This window comes from Silanimonas sp. (assembly GCF_044377035.1).
Classification (GTDB): domain Bacteria; phylum Pseudomonadota; class Gammaproteobacteria; order Xanthomonadales; family Xanthomonadaceae; genus Silanimonas.
Genome location: NZ_JBILJW010000015.1, coordinates 1 through 17,315, shown reverse-complemented (window position 1 = coordinate 17,315; position 17,315 = coordinate 1). Strand labels below are relative to the sequence as shown.

Annotated in this window: 16 protein-coding genes; 8 read left to right on the top strand and 8 right to left on the bottom strand. The window is 70.3% G+C overall.

Annotated elements, in window-relative coordinates; genetic code table 11:
• Window position 1: 1 nt before the first annotated feature.
• Both ACIQ6S_RS09665 and ACIQ6S_RS09660 read right to left on the bottom strand, forming a co-directional pair.
• On the bottom strand, window positions 2–1,744 hold the full coding sequence (locus ACIQ6S_RS09665; RefSeq protein ID WP_397608178.1) for a glutamine--tRNA ligase/YqeY domain fusion protein: 1,743 nt from the start codon (window positions 1,742–1,744) through the stop codon (window positions 2–4).
• A gap of 82 nt (window positions 1,745–1,826) precedes the next feature.
• Window positions 1,827–2,177 (bottom strand): hypothetical protein, encoded by a 351-nt coding sequence (locus tag ACIQ6S_RS09660; RefSeq protein ID WP_397608177.1) that lies wholly within the window; start codon window positions 2,175–2,177, stop codon window positions 1,827–1,829.
• A gap of 182 nt (window positions 2,178–2,359) precedes the next feature.
• Between ACIQ6S_RS09660 and ACIQ6S_RS09655 the strand changes: the two genes are divergently transcribed.
• From ACIQ6S_RS09655 to ACIQ6S_RS09645, 3 genes are read left to right on the top strand one after another with little or no spacing between them, the layout of a single operon-like run.
• On the top strand, window positions 2,360–4,564 hold the full coding sequence (locus ACIQ6S_RS09655; RefSeq protein WP_397608176.1) for a hypothetical protein: 2,205 nt from the start codon (window positions 2,360–2,362) through the stop codon (window positions 4,562–4,564).
• A 3-nt stretch (window positions 4,565–4,567) separates the two neighbouring features.
• Entirely contained in the window at window positions 4,568–5,209 is a 642-nt protein-coding gene (locus tag ACIQ6S_RS09650; protein ID WP_397608175.1) for a glutathione S-transferase family protein, read from the top strand.
• The gene (locus ACIQ6S_RS09645) at window positions 5,199–6,101 is read left to right on the top strand and encodes a DMT family transporter (RefSeq protein WP_397608174.1); all 903 of its coding nucleotides are present in this window, start codon (window positions 5,199–5,201) and stop codon (window positions 6,099–6,101) included. Before ACIQ6S_RS09650 ends, ACIQ6S_RS09645 begins: the two co-directional genes overlap by 11 nt.
• Here ACIQ6S_RS09645 and ACIQ6S_RS09640 read toward each other — a convergent pair.
• Window positions 6,071–6,742 (bottom strand): hypothetical protein, encoded by a 672-nt coding sequence (locus ACIQ6S_RS09640; RefSeq protein WP_397608173.1) that lies wholly within the window; start codon window positions 6,740–6,742, stop codon window positions 6,071–6,073. The genes ACIQ6S_RS09645 and ACIQ6S_RS09640 overlap by 31 nt on opposite strands.
• A complete protein-coding gene (locus ACIQ6S_RS09635) occupies window positions 6,739–7,668 on the bottom strand; it encodes a LysR substrate-binding domain-containing protein (RefSeq protein ID WP_397608172.1) in 930 nt (309 codons plus the stop codon). The genes ACIQ6S_RS09640 and ACIQ6S_RS09635 overlap by 4 nt, the downstream gene beginning before the upstream one ends.
• A gap of 170 nt (window positions 7,669–7,838) precedes the next feature.
• On the opposite strand from ACIQ6S_RS09635, the gene ahpC reads away from it, so the two are divergent.
• The 4 genes from ahpC (at window position 7,839) to prmC (ending at window position 11,573) form a co-directional block, all read left to right on the top strand.
• Window positions 7,839–8,402 (top strand): alkyl hydroperoxide reductase subunit C, encoded by a 564-nt coding sequence (ahpC, locus tag ACIQ6S_RS09630; RefSeq protein WP_297865856.1) that lies wholly within the window; start codon window positions 7,839–7,841, stop codon window positions 8,400–8,402.
• Between the two features lie 99 nt (window positions 8,403–8,501).
• Window positions 8,502–10,097 carry an alkyl hydroperoxide reductase subunit F gene (gene ahpF, locus ACIQ6S_RS09625; protein WP_397608171.1) on the top strand — a complete coding sequence of 532 codons (1,596 nt, stop codon included), beginning with the start codon at window positions 8,502–8,504 and terminating at the stop codon, window positions 10,095–10,097.
• 58 nt (window positions 10,098–10,155) lie between these two features.
• Window positions 10,156–10,719, top strand: coding sequence for a Pycsar system effector family protein (locus ACIQ6S_RS09620; RefSeq protein ID WP_397608170.1), 564 nt, complete (start codon window positions 10,156–10,158; stop codon window positions 10,717–10,719).
• The gene (gene prmC / locus ACIQ6S_RS09615) at window positions 10,710–11,573 is read left to right on the top strand and encodes a peptide chain release factor N(5)-glutamine methyltransferase (RefSeq protein WP_397608169.1); all 864 of its coding nucleotides are present in this window, start codon (window positions 10,710–10,712) and stop codon (window positions 11,571–11,573) included. Before ACIQ6S_RS09620 ends, prmC begins: the two co-directional genes overlap by 10 nt.
• A 30-nt stretch (window positions 11,574–11,603) precedes the next feature.
• Here prmC and ACIQ6S_RS09610 read toward each other — a convergent pair whose 3' ends face one another.
• From ACIQ6S_RS09610 to ACIQ6S_RS09595, 4 genes are all read right to left on the bottom strand, one after another.
• Complete coding sequence (locus ACIQ6S_RS09610) at window positions 11,604–12,437, bottom strand: HDOD domain-containing protein (protein ID WP_397608168.1); 834 nt, start codon at window positions 12,435–12,437, stop codon at window positions 11,604–11,606.
• Window positions 12,438–12,469: 32 nt separating this feature from the next.
• A complete protein-coding gene (locus tag ACIQ6S_RS09605) occupies window positions 12,470–13,852 on the bottom strand; it encodes a leucyl aminopeptidase family protein (RefSeq protein WP_397608167.1) in 1,383 nt (460 codons plus the stop codon).
• A gap of 32 nt (window positions 13,853–13,884) precedes the next feature.
• Window positions 13,885–14,628, bottom strand: coding sequence for an HAD family hydrolase (locus ACIQ6S_RS09600; RefSeq protein WP_397608166.1), 744 nt, complete (start codon window positions 14,626–14,628; stop codon window positions 13,885–13,887).
• Between the two features lie 71 nt (window positions 14,629–14,699).
• On the bottom strand, window positions 14,700–16,157 hold the full coding sequence (locus ACIQ6S_RS09595; RefSeq protein ID WP_397608165.1) for a Do family serine endopeptidase: 1,458 nt from the start codon (window positions 16,155–16,157) through the stop codon (window positions 14,700–14,702).
• A gap of 437 nt (window positions 16,158–16,594) precedes the next feature.
• Here ACIQ6S_RS09595 and ACIQ6S_RS09590 point away from each other — a divergent pair.
• On the top strand, window positions 16,595–17,315 hold a 721-nt coding region (locus ACIQ6S_RS09590; protein WP_397608164.1), incomplete at its 3' end, for a ribonucleotide reductase N-terminal alpha domain-containing protein.

Here is a 17,315-nt window from a genome sequence, read left to right as displayed (position 1 = left end):
GTCAGGCTCCTTTCGCGGCCCAGCTGTCGCGCAGGGTCACGGTGCGGTTGAACACTGGTCGCTCGGCCGCATGGTCGTAACGCTCGGCGGCGAAATAGCCGAGGCGCTCGAACTGCACGGCGGATTCGTTGGCCAGCACGGCGGCGGCGGGCTCGATGTATCCGGTGACCACGCGAACGGAATCCGGATTCAGATGGTCGCGGTAGGTCTTGCCGCCCTCGTCGTTGTCCGGGTTCTCGACCGAGAACAGACGGTCGTAGAGGCGGACCTCGGCCTTGATGCCAGCGTTCCCGCAGACCCAATGGATGGTGCCCTTCACCTTGCGGTTGGCGCCCTCCATGCCCGGCCGGCTCTCCGGGTCGAGCGTGCAGCGCAGCTCGACGACGGCGTCCCCGTCCTTGATGACCGCGTCGCACTTCAGGATGCCGGCGCCGCGCAGGCGCACTTCGCCACCGGGGACGAGGCGATGGAAGCCCTTCACCGGCGTTTCCATGAAGTCCTCGCGTTCGATCCACAGCGCGTTCGAGAACGGCACGTCGCGCTGGCCCTTGCTCTCGTCCTTCGGGTGGTTGGCGAAGCGGAGCGTCTCGCGGTGGCCTTCGGCCAAGTTGGTGATCGTCACCTTGAGCGGGTCGATCACCGCCATGCGGCGCTCGGCCTTGGCATCGAGCACGTCGCGGATGCAGCCCTCGAACACCGAGAAGTCGATGACCGAGTTCTGCTTGGAGATGCCCACGCGCTCGGCCAGCAGGTGCAGGGCCTCGGGCGGTACGCCGCGGCGGCGGATGCCCTGCAGCGTCGGCATGCGCGGGTCGTCCCAGCCGGCGACGAGGTTCTCGTTGACCAGCGCGAGCAGCTTGCGCTTGCTCATCACCGTGTAATTGATGTTGAGTCGCGAGAACTCGATCTGCCGCGGCTTGGCGGCTTCGTTCGGCACGCCGCGGTCGGTGAGCGGCTTCAGCAGCTCGGGACGCTCGTGCAGGCGCACGTGGTCCACGGCCCAGTCGTAGAGCGGACGGTGGTCCTCGAACTCCAGCGTGCACAGGGAGTGCGTGATGCCCTCGATGGCGTCGGAAAGCGCGTGCGCGTAGTCGTACATCGGGTAGATGCACCACGCGTCGCCGGTGGCCTGGTGGCTCACGGCCTTGATGCGGTACAGGGCCGGGTCGCGCAGGTTGATGTTGCCCGAGGCCATGTCGATCTTCGCGCGCAGGGTGCGCGCGCCATCGGCGAATTCGCCCGCGCGCATGCGGCGGAACAGGTCGAGGTTCTCCTCCACGCTGCGGTTGCGGAACGGCGATTCGCGGCCCGGCTCGGTCAGGCTGCCGCGGTACTGGCGCACTTCCTCGGCCGAGAGATCGCAGACGAAGGCCTGGCCGTCGCGGATCAGCTGCTCGGCGGCGAGGTAGAGCACCTCGAAGTAGTCGGAGGCGTGCCGGAGTTCATGCCACTCGAAGCCCAACCAGCGCACATCGGCCTTGATGGCCTCGACGTACTCGACGTCTTCCTTCTCGGGGTTGGTGTCGTCGAAGCGCAGGTTGCAATGGCCGCCGAACTCGGCGGCGATGCCGAAGTTCAGGCAGATGCTCTTCGAATGCCCGAGGTGCAGGTAGCCGTTCGGCTCCGGCGGGAATCGGGTGTTGATGTGGCCGTGCTTCCCGCTGGCGAGGTCCTCGCGGACGATGTTGCGGATGAAGTCGGTGCGGGCCGGGACGGTCTCGGCCGCGGTGGACGGTTCGCTCATGGCGCCTTGAAACGGAAACGGGGCAGACCGCGAAGTCTACCCCGCCGGGCACCTCGTCGCCCCCGCGCGGGGGCGGGACGCCTTACTCGGTGAAGCGGAAGCTGGAGATCTCGCAGACGTCGATGCCGTTCTTGACCACTTCGTCGCCGTCATCGAACTCGGCCTTGAAGTCGAACTTGCAGTAGCCCGTACCGTCGTCGAAATTGACCATGACCGACTGGCCCGGCTCCAGCACCTTGTCGCCGAGGATGTCTTCTTCCCAGTCGGTGGTGCCGGCATTCGAGCCGAAGAACCGGACGATGGTGTGGCTCGTCTCGTTGATGATGCGGACCCGGCGGTCTTCCTGGGCGCTCGCCGTGCCGCTGGCCAGGCCGGTGAGGGTGAGCACGACCAGGAGGATCGTGGTGCGGAGGGCGGAGAGGGTGGACTTCACGCGGGGACTCCTCGGTTGGGAGCCCCGATCGTCGCGTATTCGCCGCGTGATGGGGAGTCACTTTCTGTCAAAGGCGAGGGGCCGCCGCCGGGTGGGGGCGGCCGGGGCACTCTGTCAAAAACCGTCAAAGGTGGCGGTCCTTCCGCTAGAGTGGGGGTCCTCTCCGCCCGCTCCCGCCCCGCATGCATGTGCGCCTGACCACCCTGGCCTTGGCCGCCATTGCCCTGCTGCTGCTCGCGGCGGTGGCGGTGGCGCCGGCCATGCGCGTGGATCTGGCGCGCAGCAGCGTGCCACTGCAGGTCGCGTCGACGGCGGCGCCCAACGACGTGCCCCTGGCCGACATCCTCAGCGGGCGCTACCAGCCCGGGTTCTTCCCGGCGCTCGACGGTTCGGTGCAGGCCTCCCCGCGCGCGGACCGCATCGTGTGGTTGCGCTTGCAGGCCAACGTGCCGCCGCGCGAGGCCGGCGAGCGCTGGTACGTTCGCCTCGAACGCGCGCCGGTGGACCGCGTGGCCGTCCTGTTGCCGGGCGCGCCGGACCGCGAGGTGGCGGAGAGCCGCTACTTCCGCCTCGGCACCTGGGATGCGCGCTGGCCCGACGGCTTCGTGCTGCCGCTGCCCGACGCAGTCGTGGGCGACGTGGCCCTGTACGTGCGCGTGGAAGGAAATGTCGATGCCGACCTGCGGCCGCAGCTGATCGACGGCCGGGCGCTCGCCGAGCGCGAGGCGGCCGCGCTGCGCCTGTTCGCGCTCGTCTACGGCGTCCTGCTGGTGTCGCTGGCGCTGTGCATGGTCCCGGCCGTGCGGCGTTCCGGTGCCGGCGGATGGAGTATGGCCGCGCTGACCGCCGTCTCCGCGATGGCCATCGCCCTGATCAACGACCACCTGCCGCTCCCGCTGCGTGCGGTGCTCGATCCCTGGTTGGCCGGCGGGCTCGTCTACGCGGTCACCATCCTGCTCGCGGGGGCCCTGCTGATCGTCGCGCGCCGCCAGTCCGGGCTGAAGGCGAACTCGGCGACGCTGGCGCACTGGTACCACCGCGTCGGTCTCGTGCTGATCCTCCTGGCCTTCGCCGGTACGCGCGTGCCGCCGGAATACGCCGACCTGCTGAGGCGTGTGGCGGAGCTCGTCTGGTCGCAGGCTTGGCTGCTCGTGCTGGTGGCGTTCGCGCTGGACCGCCGCCGCCTCCGCTCGGTGCCGATCACCCTGATGGTGCTGCTGATCGCGGCGCTGGTGGTGCGCGCGCTGGCCGCCGGTGGCGCCGTGCCGGCCTCCGCACTGGCGCTTTACGGCTACCAGTTGCTCATCGCCACCTTGATGTTCGCGCTGGTCCTGTTGCCGTGGATGCGTGACCTCCCGGTGGAGGCGCCGAAAGTCGCCGCCCCGGAGCCCGAGGTCCCGGTCGAGGAGCGATGGTCGCGCGCCGAAGCGAAGATGGTCGCGGCCATCGACGCGGCGCTGCGCTACGGCGGCGGGGCGGAGGCGGACTGGGTGGTGGCACGCCGGCTCATCGAGACGCTGAAGCCGCTGCTGGAAGCGCGCTCCGTCGCCGTGGCGCGTTCCTCCCTGCACGGCGAGGACACGATCATCGCCGAGCCGGGGGAAACCGAATCGGTCTACGCGATGCTGCTGCGCGATCGGGCCCGCGTGCTGCGCTCGCTGCTCCGCCTCGGCACCCCGCAGCAGCTTGTCCTGCCGATGGGCATCGATGGCCCGAGCCAGGTGGCGATGGTGCCGTACCTCGTCACCGAGCGCGGTTGGACGGCCCTGTTCGTCGAGCGTCGCGGCCGTGGCTTCGAGCCGGACGAACTCGCCCGCATCGAGATGATGGTGGCTTCGGCGCGTCGGATCGCCGCCAGTGCGCTCGATGAGCGCGAGGCCGCGATCCGCGCCGACCTCGACCCCGTGCTCGAGGTGCTGAACGCCGAGGCCCTGCAGCGCGACCTGCGCACGGCGTTCGAACGCTGCCGCGACAACAACGAGCCGATCGCCCTGCTGCGCATCCCGCTGGCGGGCGAGGGCGGGTTCGAGGGGCGCGCCAAGGCGCTGATCGGCGCCCTCGAGGTGCTCGATGCGCTGCCGTCCCACCTGCTGGGCCGGCCGGGGCCCGACGAACTGTGGATGGTCCTTCCGGGCCTCGACGTGCCCGCCGCGAGGGCCTTCGCCGAAATCCTGCATCAGCGGCTGTCGCCGGCCGCCGCGCCGGTGTCGGGGCTCGCGCCCGCGGGCATCCGCCCGATGGTGGCCGAGTGGGTGATCGGCATCGGGGCGATCGTGGTCGGTGAGCGCGTGCCTCGCCCCATGATCGAACGCGCGGGTGAAGCGCTCAATCGGGCCCGCGTGCCCGGCGCACAGGCCGTCCAGGCCGTCGTGCCGGCGCTACACTGAGGCATGCTCCGGCTCGTCATCGGCAACAAGAACTACTCCTCGTGGTCGCTGCGGCCCTGGCTGCTGCTGCGCCATTTCGAAGTGCCCTTCGACGAGGTCCGCCTGCCGCTCGACACGCCCGAGTTCCAGCAGCGCATCCCCGATTACTCGCCCACGGGCCGCGTGCCGGTGCTGCATGACGGCGCCCGCGTCGTCTGGGATTCGCTGGCCATCTGCGAGTACGTCAACGAGACCTTCCTCGACGGTCGGGGCTGGCCGTCGGATCCTTCGCTGCGCTACCTCGCGCGCTGCGCCGCTGCGGAGATGCACTCCGGCTTCGCGCCGCTGCGTGCGCAGCTGCCGATGAACTGCCGGCGCAAGCCGAACGCCTACCGCTGGAAGGCCGACGCCGAGGCCGACATCCGTCGCGTGCTCACGCTCTGGCGCGAGTTGCGTCGTCGCGCCGACGGTCCGTTCCTGTTGGGGAGCTTCGGCATCGTCGATGCGATGTTCGCGCCGGTCGCCATCCGCTTCCGTGGCTACGGCGTGGTGCTGGACGACAACGCGAGGCACTACAGCGAGGCGCTGTTCGCGTTGCCGGCGATGCGCGAATGGCAAGCGGCGGCTGAAGCCGAGACCGAGCGCCTGGGCGACGATGCACTCTGACCGGGGTGCGCTGCTGGCCATGGCCGGCGGTGCGAGCCTGATCAGCCTGACCGGCGTCCTGGTGCGTTTCGCCGACGTGCCGCCCACGGTGGCCGGCTTCTGGCGCATGGCCTTCGGCGGTTCGATGCTGGCGCTCGTGCTGTTCGCGCTGAAGCGCTGGCGCCACGTCCCCGCCCGCGCCTGGGCGTTCTGCCTGTGGCCAGCCTTTGCTTTCGCCGCCGATCTCTGGCTCTGGCATCGCAGCATCCATGCCATCGGTCCGGGGCTGGCGACGCTGCTGGCGAACACGCAGGTGTTCTTCATGGTGGCTGCGAGCGTGCTGTTCTTCGGCGAGCGCCTGCATGCGCGCTTCGCGCTCGGCGTCGCGCTGGCCTTCGGTGGGCTCGCGCTGATCCTTGGCGATGGTTGGTCGACCTTGGCCGCCGAGTCGAAGGCGGGCGTATGGCTCGGTTTCGCCACGGGCATCGCCTACGCCGCCTACAACCTCGGCCTGAAGCGCAGCCAGCGCGAGGCACCCATGGCCGCCGAGCCGATCCTCGTCGTCTCGACGCTGCAATGCGCGGTGATCCTCGGTCTTGCCGCGTGGGTCGAAGGGGTGTCCTTCGCCATTTCCGACACCCGCAGCCTCGTCGCGCTGCTGGCCCTCGGGCTGATCGGCCAATGCCTCGGCTGGGTGCTGATCGGTCGCGCCCTGCCGCGCATCAGCGTGGCCAGCGTGGGCCTGCTCCTGCTGCTTCAGCCGCTGCTGGCCTTCGTGTTCGATGTGCTGCTGTTCTCGCGCCCGACCGCCACGCACGAGTGGATCGGCGTGGCCATGTCGCTCGCCGGCATCTTCGTCGCCGGCTTGAAGCCCGCGCCCGCTCAGGGCAACGCGGCGACTTCGCAGACGTAGACGATCTCGCAGGCACCGTCGCCGCTGTCGTCGCGGCGCAGCGAGGTCGACCAGCGGTAGCCCTCTGCCGTTTCGATATCGACCAGCCAGCCGGTGAGGCGCACGCGCCGGCCGGTCTCGAGGTCGGCCAGGCGCTCCGCGACGGCCGGCGTGGCCGGGATCATGTGCATGTTGCTGCTGCTGGTGATGATGGTTTCCAGCGGCAGCGGCGGTCCTTCCGGGCCCCAGCGGTAGTGGTACCAGCGGCCCGACTGCGAGATGTCGAGGGCCTCGTAGACGGCGGGATCGGACATCGGGCCCCAGCCCAACGCGAGGTCGAGCGGTGAGACCGCGGCCTCGCGGCCGAAGCGGTAGCGCTCGACGCCGAGCACGGTCGCTTCGACGGCGAAACCGGCGCGCGGCGTGGCCCGGTGCTCGTCGAGCTCGAACGGCGGCATCGACGGCGGCGTTCCCAGCTGCACCGGTGACGGGGCGGGGCCGATCCGCGGCATCACGCAGGCGGCCGGCGCGCCGCTCGGGTCGCGCGCGGGCACGACCGATGGCGCCCGCGACTGCCACCAGCCGAACGCGACGCAGCCGGCCATCACCAGGAGCAGGGCGCGGGGCACGGGCCCCAAGCCACCCGCGGAGAGCCCGCTCATTCGCGTGCCTCGAGGCGCAACAGTTCAGCGGGCAGGCGCGCCAGCACGTCGGCGAAACCGCGCAGGAAGGCCGCGCGGGCCGAACTCTTGCGCCAGAACAGGGCGATGCGGCGCTTGGGCGCCGGGGCCGCGAAGGGCAGCAGGCGCAAGTTGGGCTGCGGCGGCACCGGCGGCTTCACCGCCAGCACCGGCAACAGGGTCATGCCCACTCCAGCGGCCACCATCTGCCGCAGCGTTTCCAGCGAGGTGGCGCGGAAGCCGTCCTTCTCGCTGGCGCCGGCGAGGTGGCAGACATCCAGGGCCTGCTCGCGCAGGCAGTGGCCGTCCTCGAGCAGCAGCAGGTGCTCGTGCTGCAGTGTGTCCAGGCTGAGCGCCGCGCGCTTGCGGCCGCGCGGCGTGGCCAGCGGGTGCTTCTCCGGCACGGCCAGAACGAAGGGTTCGTCGAACAGCACCGCGTGCTCGAGGCCCTCGTCGTCGACGGGCAGGGCGAGCACCGCGGCGTCGATGCGCCCCTCGCGCAGCCGGGCGATCAGGGCTTCCGTCTTCTCCTCGACGAGCAGGAGCTCGAGCTTGGGGTAGCGCGCGCGCAGCGGGCCGACGACGTGCGGCAGCAGGTAGGGCCCGAGCGTGGGGAACAGGCCGAGGCGCAGGGTGCCGGATTCCGGATCGTGCGCGCGGCGGGCGATCTCGCGCATCTGCTCCACTTCGGCGATGACGTTCCGCGCGCGCTGGGCGATCTCGGCGCCGGCCTCGGTGAGCATCACTTTGCGTGGGGCGCGCTCCACAAGGGCCACGCCGAGTTCGTCCTCCAGCTTGCGGATCTGGGTGGACAGGGTGGGCTGGCTGACGTGGCTGGCCTCGGCCGCGCGGCCGAAATGCCGGTGGTCGGCGAGGGCGAGCAGGTAGCGGAGGTCGCGGAGGTTCATGGAGATAGCCTACAGCTATCAAAGCCATGCGTTCAATTCATTTCATCTTTTTGTGCAGTGCGGCTACATTGCGCCCCGTGGCCGCCGCCCCCATCTCCCCCAGTGATGCGCGGCCCCCCCTTCGCCGACTTCCCTTGTCCACCCGACCTTCCCCACCAGGAGTTGCAACCATGTCCCTGATCAATACGCACGTCCCGACGTTCAAGACCACCGCCTTCCACAACGGCAAGTTCGTGCCGGTGACGGAAGAGAGCTTCAAGGGCGAGTGGTCGGTGCTGGTGTTCATGCCGGCCGCCTTCACCTTCAACTGCCCGACGGAAGTCGAGGACGCCGCCGAGAACTACGCCGAGTTCCAGAAGCTGGGCGCCGAGGTCTACATCATCACGACCGACACCCACTTCTCGCACAAGGTGTGGCACGAGACCTCGCCGGCCGTCGGCAAGGCCAAGTTCCCGCTGGTCGGCGACCCGACCCACACGCTGACCCGCGCCTTCGGCGTGCACATCGAGGAAGAAGGCCTGGCCCTGCGCGGCACCTTCGTCATCAACCCGGAAGGCGTCATCAAGACCGCCGAAATCCACGACAACGCCATCGCGCGTGACATGAAGGAGACGCTGCGCAAGCTGAAGGCCGCGCAGTTCGTCGCCAAGAACCCGGGCCAGGTCTGCCCGGCCAAGTGGAACGACGGCGCCAAGACGATCGCTCCGTCGCTGGACCTCGTCGGCAAGATCTAAGCCGCACGGCCACCCGGTCGCCGCGCCCGCGCGGCGGCCCGGGTGCTTGCCCAAGCCGCGGCGCGCGGCTTCGGCAAGTACCTGGAATTGGAGTCCACCATGTTGGATGACGCCCTGAAGACCCAGCTCGCGGCCTACCTCGAGCGCCTTGTCGCCCCGATCGAACTGGTCGCCTCGCTCGATGGCAGCGAGTCCTCCGCCGAGCTGCGCGCGCTGCTCGAGACCGTCGCTTCCCTCTCGCCGAAAATCACGCTGCGCGAGTCGGCCGATGCCCGCACCCCCTCGTTCGCGATCCAGCGCGCCGACGACGCGTCGGTGGCCGTGCGCTTCGCCGGCATCCCACTCGGCCACGAGTTCACCTCCCTGGTGCTGGCCCTGCTGCAGGTGAGCGGCTACCCGCCGAAGGTCGAGCAGGCGCTGATCGACGCGGTGAAGGGCCTCGAGGGCGAGTTCCACTTCGAGAGCTATTTCTCGCTGTCCTGCGGCAACTGCCCGGACGTGGTGCAGGCCCTGAACCTCATGGCCGTGCTGAACCCGCGCATCACCCACGCGGCCATCGACGGCGCGCTGTTCCAGGCCGAAGTCGAGGCGCGCGAGGTGATGGCCGTGCCGGCCGTGTTCCTCAACGGCGAAGCCTTCGGCTCGGGCCGGATGGAGCTGGCGCAGATCGTCGCCAAGCTCGACACCGGCGCCGAGGCGCGCGCCGCCGAAGCCATCAAGACGAAAGCGCCGTTCGACGTGCTGATCGTCGGCGGTGGCCCGGCCGGCGCGGCCGCCGCCATCTACGCCGCGCGCAAGGGCATCCGCACCGGCATCGCCGCCGAGCGTTTCGGCGGCCAGGTGATGGACACCATGGGCATCGAGAACCTCGTCGCCGTGACCGAGACCGAGGGACCGAAGCTCGCCGCCGAGCTGGAGCGCAACGTGCGCGCCAACGGCGTCGACCTGATGAACCTGCAGCGCGCGGAAGCGCTCCTGCCTGCCGGCACCGACGGCCTCGTCGAGGTGAAGCTCGCCAACGGCGCCTCGCTGAAGTCGAAGACCGTCATCCTCGCCACCGGCGCCCGCTGGCGCACCATGAACGTGCCGGGCGAAGATCTTTACCGCAACAAGGGCGTGGCCTTCTGCCCGCACTGCGACGGTCCGCTGTTCAAGGGCAAGCGCGTGGCGGTGATCGGTGGCGGCAACTCCGGCGTGGAGGCGGCCATAGACCTCGCCGGCCTCGTGGCGCACGTCACCCTGCTGGAGTTCGACACCAAGCTGCGCGCCGACGAAGTGCTGCAGCGCAAGCTGCGCTCGCTGCCGAACGTCGCGGTGATCACGAACGCCCAGACCACCGAGGTGACGGGCGACGGCCAGCGCGTCAACGGCCTCGTGTACACCGACCGCGGCACAGGGGAATTGAAGCGCGTCGACCTCGAAGGCGTCTTCGTGCAGATCGGCCTGCTGCCGAACACCGAGTGGCTGAAGGGCGCGATCGAACTCACCCCGCGCGGCGAGATCGTCACCGACGACAAGGGCCACACCTCGTTGGCGGGCGTATTCGCCGCCGGTGATGCGACGACCGAGCCCTACAAGCAGATCGTGGTCGCGATGGGTGGTGGTTCGACGGCCGCGCTGTCGGCCTTCGACCACCTGATCCGCCACAGCGCACCGGCCGCCGCCGCGCCGGTGGGCACACCCGAGACGGCCTGAGCACGGGCGGGGCGGGCCGCCCGCTATCATCCCCTCCGTCCGACCGGGGGAGGGGACGATGCAGCCGCAGAACGATGACCGGGCCCGATTCCAGGGCATTCCGGAGCGCAACACCAGCGACAACCTGCTGCGCACGACGCAGCAGCACCACGTGCACCTCTCGGCGATGGCCGACACCAAGGCCAACATCGTCATCACCGTCTCGTCGGTGGTGCTGACGCTCAGCCTGGCGCGCCTCAACGACCCCGAGCTGCGCCACGCGATGGCGGTGCTGGCGGTGTTCACCCTTCTGGCCCTGTTCCTCGCGGTGCTGGCCGTGCTGCCGAAGTACCGCCCGCTGCGCTTGCCCAGCCCCGATGCGCCGCTGCCCTCGCAGTTCAACCTGCTGTTCTTCGGCCACTTCGCCGAACTGACGAAGGATCGCTTCCTCGACGAGATCGAGCGTTCGCTCAAGCCTGACGGCAGCGTCTACGCGACGATGGCGAAGGACGTCTATTCGCTGGGCTGGTACCTCTCGCACCACAAGTACCGCTACCTGCGTGGGGCCTACCTGTGCTTCCTGTGCGGTTTCGTCGGCGCTTGCGGCGTGCAGCTCGTGCGCGTGCTGGGCGGATGGTCCTGAGCGTCGGTGCCGCCGTCCGTTCGGCGAGTGCCGGCCTGGCAGCCGCCGACGGCGAACGGGACGCCACCGAGGCCCGCGCCGACGCCGAGCTCCTGCTCGCTCACGTGTTGGGCAAGGACCGCACGTGGCTGTTCACGCATGCCGGCGATCCGCTCGACGACGCGGCTGCCCTGCGTTTCGAAGCCTTGGTCGAACGGCGTCGTGCCGGCGAGCCGGTGGCCTATCTCGTCGGCCAACGGGGCTTCTGGCGCTTCGACCTCGAGGTGACGCCGGACACGCTGATCCCGCGCGCCGACACCGAGTGCTTGGTGGAGCAGGCGCTGGCGCGGCTGCCGAATGATCGGCCGCTCCGCCTGCTCGACCTTGGCACCGGCACCGGCGCGATCGCACTGGCGCTGGCGAACGAGCGGCCGCGTGCGGGCGTCGTCGCGGTGGATCTCAGCCCGGGGGCCGCCGCCGTGGCGCGCCGCAATGCCCTGCGCGTGGGCGTGGCCGAGCGTGTCGAGGTGCGCGAAGGCGCGTGGTTCGCGCCCGTGGCCGGGGAGCGCTTCGACCTGATCGCCAGCAACCCGCCCTACATCGAGGACGACGATCCGCATCTCGCCGAAGGCGACCTGCGCTTCGAGCCCCGCAGTGCCTTGGCCTCGGGTGCCGACGGCCTCGACGATCTGCGACTCATCGTGCGCGATGCCCCGGCACATCTTCGGCCCGGCGGATGGCTGCTGGTCGAGCACGGTTGGCAGCAGGGCACGGCGGTGCGCGCGCTGTTCGACGCGGCGGGCTTCAACGACATCGGGACGGTCGGCGACCTCGAAGGTCGCGACCGGGTCACGCTGGGGCGGCATCCCGCCTGAGCGGCGCCCGCCCAGCGCGGCAGTGGGCGATCAGTCGAGCAGGGCGTCCATGTCGTTGCCGATGGCGGCGACCTCGTCCCAGTGCTCTTCCAGCGTCTCCTGCTCGAGCTCCAGCCACGAGGCGACCGGCGCCGCGGCGCTCGAGAACAGGCGATCGAGCGGCTGCTTGCCGATGACGAGCAGGTGGCAGGCCCGGGCGACATGCACCAGTCCGGCGTACTCGTTGGGCACCCTCGCGGCCATCGGTGCCGCCTGGTTCACCACCGCCTCGCACAGCGCGTCGGGGAAATGCCAATGGCTGGCGAGCGCACCACCGATTTCCACCGAGGTGTAGCCGAGGATCATCTGTTCCGTGTCGCCGCGCGGCGCGCCGGCGGCCACCGCGGCATCGACTTCGCGCATGCGCTCGCCGTCGAGGGCGTGCATGAGCAGGTTGCCCACGTCGTGCAGCAGGCCGGCGGTGAAGGCGGTTTCGGCGTTGAGGCTGCGCAGCTTGCCGCGCTTCACCAGCCAGCGGCACAGGCCCGCCACCATGAAGCTCTTGCGCCAGAACGCCCGCAGGTCGAAGCCCTCGGGGGCCTTGAAGGCCGCCACCACGCCGCCGGCGGCCACCATCGTCCGCAGCGAGTCGACACCGAGCAGCACCACCGCATCGTTGACCGAGCTGACCTTGCGCGTTCCACCGTAGAAGGAGGAGTTCGCCAAGCGCAGCACCTTGGCGGTGAGCGCCTGGTCGAGCTGGAGTTTCGCGGCGATCTTCCCGGCGTCGACGTTCGGGTCGTCGAAGTCGCGCAGCAGCTCCTGCACGACCTTGGGGATCGACGGCAGCTGGTGGGCCTGTTCGAGCATCTTCTGCACGTGCATGGCGAGCTCCGTCCTGGCGTGGTGGGTGCAGCTTAGGGGGCGAACCGGCGTTTCAGGAAGCACCACGCGGCGCGCAGGCCCTGGGCCTCCCCCCCGGCGGGCTTGCCCGGACGGTCGGCGTCGTTCCAGGAGTACACGTCGACGTGCGTCCACGGCTGAGCATCGGGGATGAAGCGCTCGAGATAGAGGGCCGCCGTCACACATCCCGCCATCCGCGACGCCCCCGAGTTCGCCATGTCGGCGATGCCCGACTTCAGGTAGCTGTGGTACGGCCGCCACAGCGGCATGCGCCACAGCGGGTCGCGCTGCTCCGCGCCGGCATCGAGGTAGCTGGCGGCGAGGTCGTCGCGGTTGCAGAACAGGGCCGGCAGGTCCGGGCCCAGTGCGATACGCGCCGCGCCGGTGAGCGTGGCGAAGTCCATCACCAGGGCCGGCGACTGCTCGGCCGCGTAGCTGAGCGCGTCGCAGAGGATGACGCGGCCTTCGGCATCGGTGTTGTCGATCTCGACGCTCAATCCCGCGCGCGTGGCGATCACTTCGCCGGGGCGGTAGGCGTCGGGGCCGAGCGCGTTCTCCACCGCCGGGACGAGCAGGGTGAGGCGCACCGGCAGCGCGCGCTCGAGCACGAGGCGCGCGAGCGCGATCGCGTGCGCGGCGCCGCCCATGTCCTTCTTCATGTTGCGCATGCCGTCCGGCGGCTTGACGTCGAGGCCACCGGTGTCGAAACACACGCCCTTGCCGACGATCACGAGGTGCGGCAACGACGCGTCACCGTGCGTGAGTTCGATCAGCCGCGGGGCGCGATGGCTGGCGCGGCCCACGGCGTGGATGGCCGGGAAGTTCTGGGCCAGCAGCTCCGGCCCGCGGACGCTGCGGAAGCCAGCCGCGTGCGTCGTCGCCAGCGCCTGCACCGTGGCCTCGAGGTCGTCCGGGCCCATGTGTTCGGTCGGCGTGTTGACGAGATCGCGCGTCAGGATCGACGCGGCCAGCAAGGCCAGCGCCTCGGGCTGCGATGCCACATCGACGGCGAGCTTGGCCGTCGGCTTCACCGACTTCAGGTAGCGGGAGAACTTGTAGGCGCCGAGGCCCCAGCCGAGCAGTGCGTGATCCGACGACACGGCCACCGGGCTGTCGTCGGCGATGCGGAAGGTGATCGGGGGCAGCATCGACGGCAGGTTGCCGAGGCTGGCCGGGTCTTGCGGGTCGCCGATGCCGGCCACCGCGGCCGCTGGCGCGCCATCGGCGCCAGGGATCACCAGCTGGGTGAGCGCATCGCCCCGGAACCCGTGGGCGTCGATCCAGGCCTGCACGGCGGCGGGTTGGGCCGCCTTCCACGCCGGGAAGCGCGTGGCGTCGACGAGGTGGAGCGGCAGGGCCGGGGCATCGGCCGGGACGAAGCAGGTGGGAAGCGACATGGGCGACAGCACAAAGAGGTTGGGCGCGATGATCAGGCGAGCTTAACGGGTTCGCCGGGGGCGGCTTGCCGCGCTGCCGCAAGGCGGCCATCGGGCTCGAGGGCCGCCAACAGCGCGTCCAGCGTGGCCACTTCGAGGTCCGGCGGCGGCAGTTCGGCCGGCCACGCGGCGCCGTGCCGGTTCACCCAGCAGGTTCGCAGCCCGGCGCGCGCTGCGCCCTCGACATCGAGCCAAGGGTCGTCGCCGACGTGCAGCACCTCGGCGTGGGCCACGTCGAGCGCGCGCACCGTGTGTTCGAAGATGCCGCGCTCGGGCTTGGCCATGCCCATCTCGCGGGCCGCGACGCGCACCGCGAAGCGCTCGGCGATGCCGATGCGGTGCAGGTCGGCGTTGCCGTTCGTCAGCGAGGCGAGGAGGAAGCGCGCGCCCAGGGCGTCGAGGGCCGGGAGGGCGTCGTCGTAGAACGTCACGCGGTTGCGCTCGAGGTACAGCGCTTCGAAGGCGGGCTGCGCATGGGCCAAATCCTCACCCCCCTCGGCCAAGGCGCGCTCGAGGCAGATCAGGCGCTGCGCGGTGAAATCGTGGGCGAGGTGCGGGTGCTCGTGCGCCACCTGCTCGCGCAGCGCACGCATGCGCGGCAGCGGGTAGGCCGCGGCGGTGCGCGGGCAGTGGGCGTCGAGGTAGGCGTGCAGGGCGGCTTCGGCGCGCTCGATCACCGGCCAGATCGGCCACAGGGTGTCGTCGAGGTCGAAGCTGATGGCGCGGATGGTCGTCATCCGCGCATTGTCCTCCAGATGGCGTGAAGCCGGGCCTCGCGGTAAGGCGAGGCCCGCCCTTGGCCGCCCGCTCAGCGCAGTTCGAGGTCGCCCTGCTGGGCGCCGCGCTGCACCCGCAGGATCAGCCGCGCCGGCGGCTGCGCCAGCGCGCTGCGCAGCGCGGGCAGGTCGTCAACCCGACGGCCGTTGACGCCGTAGATGCGGTCGCCCGGCATCAGGCCGTTCTGGCCGGCGCGCGAGTCTGGCGCGACGTTGACCACCGCGACACCGGCCAGGCCGCCGCGACGGAACTTCTCCGCCAACTCACCGAGCGTGGCGCCGCCGAGGCGCGCGTCGATGTCGGCGCCGGGTAACTGCTTCGGCTGCTCGCGCAGCGTGGCGGAGAGCTTCAACGCCTGCGCGCCGCGGCGGACGTCGAGCGCGGCCGCTTCGTTCACGGGCAGCAGGCCTTCCGCGTTGCGCAGCGCCTGCGCACTGTCGACGCGCTGGCCGTTGATGGTGGTGACCACGTCGCCGGGACGCAGGCCCGCGGCCTCGCCCGGGGCGTTGCGGTAGACGCGGGTGACGATGGCGCCACGCACGGTAGCTTCGAGGCCCAGCTCCTGCGCGAAACGCGGCGTCAGGTCGACGAGTTCGATACCGAGCGAGCCGCGCTTCACTTCGCCGTAGACGAGCAACTGGCGCATCACCTCGTGCGCGAGGTTGGCGGGGATGGCGAAGCCGAGGCCGATGTTTCCCGCCGCGCTGCCGCGCGGGTTGAAGCTGGCGGTGTTGATGCCCACGAGCTCGCCGCGCAGGTTCACCAGCGCGCCGCCGGAGTTGCCCGGATTGATCGAGGCGTCGGTCTGGATGAAATCCTGGAAGCCGAGGCCGGTCAGGCCGCTGCGGCCCACCGCCGAGACGATGCCCGACGTCACCGTCTGTCCAAGGCCGAACGGGTTTCCGACAGCCACGACGAAATCGCCGACGCGCAGGCTTTGTGAGTTCGCCAGCGGCAGGGCGCGCAGGTTCTCGGCCGGGATGCGGATCAGCGCGACGTCGGTGCCCGGATCGCTGCCGATGAACTCGGCTTCCACGGTGCGGCCGTCGTGCAGCTGCACGCTCACTTCGGTCGCGTTGTCGACGACGTGGTGGTTGGTGAGCACGTAGCCGCGCTGCGCATCGACGATCACGCCGGAGCCCAGCGATTGCGACTCGCGCTGCTGCGGGCCTTCCGGCATGCCGAAGAAGCGGCGGAAGAAGGGGTCGGCGGCGAGCGGGCTCTGCACTTCGACGACCTGCCGCGTGTAGATGTTGACGACCGCCGGGGTCACGCCTTCCAGCATCGGAGCCAGCGACGGCAGGGCCGGCAGCGCGGCGACGCTGCGGGGCGTCTGGGCGGTGACGGGCGCGACGGCCGCCGATGCGGGGGGCGGCGAGGCCGGGCTGGCGATAGCGGCGGGCACCGGGGCCGGGGCGAGGCCGCGGGCGATCAGGCCACCGCCGATGGCGGTTGCGAGCAGGCAGGCGAGGAGGGGCAAGGGGCGCATTTGCAGGCGGTCCTCGAAGGATTCGATGACGACGATAGATGCGGATTCCGGCCGCTTTCCGCAAGGGCCGAAGGTCGCCACGGCATCGCTCGTTTCGTTCGCGTGAAATTACGCAAGCTGTTGAAGATAAAGCGGAAAAAGCGCGTCATCCGGATGCCGCGCCGCGGCATTCAAATCCGTTGACAGGGTTGGGGGGCGGGCGTACCGTTGACCTCCGCCGCGCCCTACATGTTGGGGTTCCGGCGGGGAGGGGCCCCAAGATTTTGGGGCTTGAACACAGCTGATGACGCAGGCCGGACGGTTCGTCATGGGGCAGGTCGACTGAAAAACGGAGTTCCGCCGGCGCATCGCGCCGAGGGCGGCCGTCTTTCCGTCTTCGAGGCCCCGGCGCCGAGCCGGTCGACAACGACGCCCCCCGGGCGGAGGAGAGACGAGGAATGAGCACGGTTCGCCTGGAAGCGGTCAAGACGGAAGGCCCGGTGGAGATCGCCATGCAGCCGGCGTCCTGGGACATCTGGGACAAGAAGTACCGCCTGAAGACCAAGAAGGGCGAGCCGGTCGATGCGGACATCGACGGCACCTACCGCCGCGTCGCCAAGGCCCTGGCCGACGCCGAGCCGAGCGTCGAGAAGCAGAAGTACTGGTACGAGCGCTTCCTGTGGGCGCTGCGCCGCGGCGTGATCCCCGCAGGCCGCATCACGTCCAATGCCGGCGCGCTGGAGCACAAGCCCGCCACCTCGACGATCAACTGCACCGTGTCGGGCACGATCCCCGACTCGATGGACGGCATCCTCGAGAAGGTCCATGAAGCCGGCCTCACGCTGAAGGCGGGTTGCGGCATCGGCTACGAGTTCTCGACGCTGCGCCCGCGCGGCGCCTTCGTGGCCGGCGCCGGCGCCTACACCTCGGGCCCGCTGAGCTTCATGGATATCTACGACAAGATGTGCTTCACCGTCTCGTCGGCCGGTGGTCGCCGCGGCGCGCAGATGGGCACGTTCGAGATCAGCCATCCGGACGTCAAGGAATTCATCAAGGCCAAGCGCGAGGACGGGCGCCTGCGCCAGTTCAACCTCTCGCTGCTGATCACCGACGAGTTCATGGACGCGGTGGCCCGCGATGCCGAGTGGCCGTTGGTGTTCCCGATCAGCGACACGGAAA

Coding starts and splice junctions, on each gene's coding strand:
- ACIQ6S_RS09595 (WP_397608165.1), bottom strand. CDS start 16,157: ATGCGCCCCTTGCCCCTCCTCGCCTGCCTGCTCGCAACCGCCATCGGC.
- ACIQ6S_RS09655 (WP_397608176.1), top strand. CDS start 2,360: ATGCATGTGCGCCTGACCACCCTGGCCTTGGCCGCCATTGCCCTGCTG.
- ACIQ6S_RS09610 (WP_397608168.1), bottom strand. CDS start 12,437: ATGCACGTGCAGAAGATGCTCGAACAGGCCCACCAGCTGCCGTCGATC.
- ACIQ6S_RS09600 (WP_397608166.1), bottom strand. CDS start 14,628: ATGACGACCATCCGCGCCATCAGCTTCGACCTCGACGACACCCTGTGG.
- ACIQ6S_RS09640 (WP_397608173.1), bottom strand. CDS start 6,742: ATGAGCGGGCTCTCCGCGGGTGGCTTGGGGCCCGTGCCCCGCGCCCTG.
- ACIQ6S_RS09665 (WP_397608178.1), bottom strand. CDS start 1,744: ATGAGCGAACCGTCCACCGCGGCCGAGACCGTCCCGGCCCGCACCGAC.
- ACIQ6S_RS09650 (WP_397608175.1), top strand. CDS start 4,568: ATGCTCCGGCTCGTCATCGGCAACAAGAACTACTCCTCGTGGTCGCTG.
- prmC (WP_397608169.1), top strand. CDS start 10,710: ATGGTCCTGAGCGTCGGTGCCGCCGTCCGTTCGGCGAGTGCCGGCCTG.
- ahpC (WP_297865856.1), top strand. CDS start 7,839: ATGTCCCTGATCAATACGCACGTCCCGACGTTCAAGACCACCGCCTTC.
- ACIQ6S_RS09605 (WP_397608167.1), bottom strand. CDS start 13,852: ATGTCGCTTCCCACCTGCTTCGTCCCGGCCGATGCCCCGGCCCTGCCG.
- ACIQ6S_RS09645 (WP_397608174.1), top strand. CDS start 5,199: ATGCACTCTGACCGGGGTGCGCTGCTGGCCATGGCCGGCGGTGCGAGC.
- ACIQ6S_RS09635 (WP_397608172.1), bottom strand. CDS start 7,668: ATGAACCTCCGCGACCTCCGCTACCTGCTCGCCCTCGCCGACCACCGG.
- ACIQ6S_RS09620 (WP_397608170.1), top strand. CDS start 10,156: ATGCAGCCGCAGAACGATGACCGGGCCCGATTCCAGGGCATTCCGGAG.
- ahpF (WP_397608171.1), top strand. CDS start 8,502: ATGTTGGATGACGCCCTGAAGACCCAGCTCGCGGCCTACCTCGAGCGC.